The organism is Methanobrevibacter sp. (assembly GCF_030539555.1).
Lineage (GTDB): Archaea > Methanobacteriota > Methanobacteria > Methanobacteriales > Methanobacteriaceae > Methanocatella.
Window position 1 is genome coordinate 1 of record NZ_JAUNXX010000097.1, and the last position, 4155, is coordinate 4155.

The following is a 4155-nucleotide window of genomic DNA, read 5'->3' on the forward strand; positions in this document are numbered from 1 at the left end:
GCGCAGCTGTCAGAACAGAAAAGAGGGAATAAGAAAAAATAAGGAATAAAAGAAGGAATTAAAGAGGAAAACGAAAAAATAGCCATGAAAATGCTAACAAATGGAGAAAACGAAGAAAAAATAAAAAAATACACAAACATTACAGACGAAAAAATAAAAGAACTAAAAAACAAATTAAAACTCTAAAGTAACAAAATCTCCATCTTTGATGTTTAATTCATCTCTTAATTTCATTACAGCAATAAATTCCAAATAATTTTCTTCATGAGTAGTTTTTGCTGGAAATACAATAGCCCCTTCAATTTCATTTTCCAAAATAGCTTTAATATACTTTACAGCACCAAAACCTTCGTCAGGTTTAATAATATTTTTGCAATTATTTTTAATTTCACTGATTTCATCCAAATATTCATCACTGACAACAACATTCAGTGTTCCTGGATATGGAATGAATCCAAGATTTTTCTCAAACTCCTTTGTGTAAAATTCCTGTGATAGAAAATATGCTGCTTTTCCCAAACCGGTTGTAACTTCACCATCAATTTTCATGAAATAACCCCTAATTAAATAATATGTAATTAAGATAACTGTAAAAATTTTAATCATTATTTTAATAAAATGATATTATAAAAAACCATTCAATAATTTTATTAAATAAATATACATTCAATACTATAAATTAATTCATTTTAATTAATAAACATTATTAAGAAATTTATATAATATTAAAAAAACAAAATAATACTTATAGAATTTACAGGGTAATAGAAATGGAAATAAAAACTATCTCAACAGATGTGCTAATAATTGGATCTGGTGGGGCCGGTTCTAGAGCTGCAATAGAAGTTGATGACGCAGGCTTAAAACCCCTCATAGTTTCAAAAGGTCTTTCATTCAGATCTGGTTGTACTGGAATGGCAGAAGGCGGATACAATGCTGTTTTTAAAACAGTTGATAAAGAAGATTCAATAGAAGCTCACATAAACGATACATTAAAAGGTGGAAGTTACCTCAACGACGAAAAGCTCGTTGAAATATTAGTCAATAAATCCCCAAAAAGATTAATAGACCTAGAAAATTATGGAGCTCTATTTGACCGTCAGGAATCTGGTGAAATTGACCAAAGGCCATTTGGTGGACAATCTTTTAGAAGAACATGTTATCAAGGGGATAGAACAGGTGCTGAATTACTAAATGCACTTAAAGAAGAAATCATTAGACGAGATATAGAATGTATTGAAGAAGTAATGATAACATCTCTTGTATGTGAAGGCACCCAGGTGATAGGTGCATGTGGATTGAATCTAAAAGATTCCAGTTTAATATATTTCCAAGCAAAATCAACAATATTGGCCAGCGGAGGAGCTGGTCAATTATACCCTGTAACCTCAAACACATTCCAAAAAAACGGAGACGGTTATGCAATAGCCTACAAAGCTGGCGCTAACTTGGTAGACATGGAGCAAATTCAATTCCACCCGACTGGAATGGTAACTCCCGAATCAAAAAAAGGAGTTCTTGTAACAGAAGCCGTCAGGGCCGAAGGTGGAAAACTTCTCAATAAAGATGGTGAAAGATTCATGTCAAAATACGCTCCTGAAAAAATGGAATTGGCTACCCGTGATGTAGTTGCCCGTTCAATCTATCAGGAAATAATTGAAGGACGAGGAACCGAAAAGGGAGGAGTATACTTAGATATTTCACACTTGCCTGACGATGTTATCGATGAAAAACTTGAAACCATGGTGCTTCAATTTGAAAATGTGGGTGTTGATATCAAACACGAACCAATAGAAGTAGCTCCTACAGCACATCACTTTATGGGTGGTTTAAAAATCAATACTGATGCATCAACATCACTCGAAAACCTATTTGGTGCAGGTGAAGTATGCGGAGGAGTTCACGGAGCAAACCGTTTGGGCGGTAATGCACTGGCAGACACACAGGTGTTTGGAAAAATAGCAGGTGAAAGCGCATCCAAAGCTGCTAAAAAAACTGAACTAAAAATAAACGAAAAAATGGCTCAAGAAGAAGCTTCAAGAATCGAAAAATTAATCAAAAAAGGTTCAATAAAACCACAGGAATTTAAAAATAGAATTAAAAATTTAATGTGGGAAAAAGTAGCTATTGTAAGAGATGAAAAAACCCTAAATGAAGCTTTAAGAGAGCTTCAGGAAATGCAAAAAGAGTTAAACGACCTAAATGTGAGCGATAAAAAACAATACAACAGCGAACTTGTAACAGCTCTTGAAGTGATTAATATGGTTGAAATTTGTATTTTAACTGTAAAATCTGCAATATTACGTAGAGAAAGTAGAGGTGCTCACTTTAGATCAGATTTCCCTGAAAGCCTGGATTCCTGGAAAAAGAGCATTGTAATTAATAAAAATAAAATAGAATTTGAAGCTAGATAGCTTCTTTTAATTCTTTTAATTCTTCAATGGCTTTTCTAGCTTTATCATAAATTTCCTGTTCATCCAAAACAACTAATTTTTTATTTTCCATTAAAATTTTACCATCACAAATAGTTGTATCAACATTGGAACCGTTTGCAGAGTAAATAATGTTGGAACTTAAATTGGAACTGTTCGGAACCATATTGGCTGAATTGGTATCAATCAAAATAATATCTGCCTTCTTGCCCACTTCAATAGAACCTATTTCATCATCCAGACCTAAAGCTTCAGCACCTTTAATAGTCCCCATAGCTAATGCCTCATCTGAAGATAAAACCTTAGGGTTGAGAGTGGAAACTTTTTGAAGTAAACTGGCTGTCTTCAACTCTTCAATCAAATCCAGATTATTATTTGAAGAAGCACCATCAGTTCCTATACTTACACAGATGTCATTTTCAATTAACTTAGAAACCGGAGCAATTCCTGAGGCCAATTTCATATTACTGCATGGGTTATGTGAAATTTTAACATCGTTTTTCTTAATAATTTCAATTTCATCATCACTTAACCATACACTATGAGCAGCAACAACATCAGGACCTAAAAAACCGATTTTATCCAAGTATTCAAAAGGTCTGAGTCCTTTTTCATCTAAAATATCATTGATTTCCTTTTCAGTTTCGGAAACATGAATATGAATTCCCATATTATACTCATCAGCTAACTGACGGACTTTAATTAACAAATCTTCAGAAGCTGTATAAGGAGAATGAGGTCCAAAAAATACTTTGATTCTTCCATTAGCCATTCCGTTACAATTATCAAATAATGAAAGATTCTCTTTGATTTCATTTTCTCTTTTTTCAGCATCGCCAAAGTCAATCATTCCATATGATAAAACAGCTCTGATGCCTGCCTCATCAACTGCACGGGCAACATCTTCCATATAGAAATACATATCGCTGAAGGTGGTAGTTCCTGACTTTATAAGCTCACAAGCACCCAATAATGCACCAATATAACAATATTCTTCGTTAAGGTTCGCTTCCATTGGCCATATATGATCATTTAACCAACTGTCTAAACTTAAATCATCGGCAAGACCTCTGAATAAGGTCATTGATAAATGAGTGTGAGTATTAACAAATCCCGGAAGTGCAATCTTTTCACTAGCGTCGATGATTTTATTCGCTTCACTTTCATCGATTTTATCGGAAATTTCAGAAATAATATTATCTTTAATTAAAATTGATTGTTGTTTATCTTCAAAATTATTTGGATTTAAAATTAATGCGTTCTTGATTAATATAGTATTATAATTCATAATAACACCTAAAAAAAATAAAAAAAGTGGTTAAAAACTTATTTATAAGTTTTTAATAGCTAATTTAATATCATCAGCTTTAATAGTTTTACGTTTTGCGATTTTTGCTACTTGAGTAGCTTCTTTAGCAACTTCACGAGCAACTTCTTCAACATATGCTGCTAATTCAGCTTTAGCGTCTTCGCTTACTCTTTCTGCGCCAGCTTCTTTAATAATTCTAGCAATAGGAGCTTTTGGTATTTCAGACATGTTTTTCACCTCGTTCAAGTCAATTAAAACTTAAGACTAAGTGAATAATCTTAAGTTAGATATACATTATAATATGACTTAATATTTAAAGATTTTGCTTAAATCACCAATAAAACAAAAAAATAAGAAAAAATATATAAAAAAACTTAAAATTAATCATGATTAATAATATAAAATACTGAAAAA

4 protein-coding genes are annotated in these 4155 nt (G+C 32.2%); 1 reads left to right on the plus strand and 3 read right to left on the minus strand.

Annotation, left to right across the window (positions count from 1 at the left end):
- Nucleotides 1-174: 174 nt before the first annotated feature.
- Entirely contained in the window at nucleotides 175-549 is a 375-nt protein-coding gene (locus tag Q4Q55_RS09825) for a DUF120 domain-containing protein (RefSeq protein WP_303372630.1), read from the minus strand.
- Between the two features lie 221 nt (nucleotides 550-770).
- Between Q4Q55_RS09825 and tfrA the strand changes: the two genes are divergently transcribed.
- Nucleotides 771-2414, plus strand: coding sequence for a fumarate reductase (CoM/CoB) subunit TfrA (gene tfrA, locus Q4Q55_RS09830; protein ID WP_303372631.1), 1644 nt, complete (start codon nucleotides 771-773; stop codon nucleotides 2412-2414).
- On the opposite strand, the gene Q4Q55_RS09835 is transcribed toward tfrA, so the two are convergent.
- On the minus strand, nucleotides 2407-3720 hold the full coding sequence (locus tag Q4Q55_RS09835; RefSeq protein ID WP_303372632.1) for an amidohydrolase family protein: 1314 nt from the start codon (nucleotides 3718-3720) through the stop codon (nucleotides 2407-2409). The two genes, tfrA and Q4Q55_RS09835, sit on opposite strands and share 8 nt — an antisense overlap.
- A gap of 42 nt (nucleotides 3721-3762) precedes the next feature.
- Nucleotides 3763-3969, minus strand: coding sequence for a histone family protein (locus tag Q4Q55_RS09840; protein ID WP_295113768.1), 207 nt, complete (start codon nucleotides 3967-3969; stop codon nucleotides 3763-3765).
- Nucleotides 3970-4155: the final 186 nt, after the last annotated feature.

Coding starts and splice junctions, on each gene's coding strand:
- Q4Q55_RS09825 (WP_303372630.1), bottom strand. CDS start 549: ATGAAAATTGATGGTGAAGTTACAACCGGTTTGGGAAAAGCAGCATAT.
- tfrA (WP_303372631.1), top strand. CDS start 771: ATGGAAATAAAAACTATCTCAACAGATGTGCTAATAATTGGATCTGGT.
- Q4Q55_RS09835 (WP_303372632.1), bottom strand. CDS start 3,720: ATGAATTATAATACTATATTAATCAAGAACGCATTAATTTTAAATCCA.
- Q4Q55_RS09840 (WP_295113768.1), bottom strand. CDS start 3,969: ATGTCTGAAATACCAAAAGCTCCTATTGCTAGAATTATTAAAGAAGCT.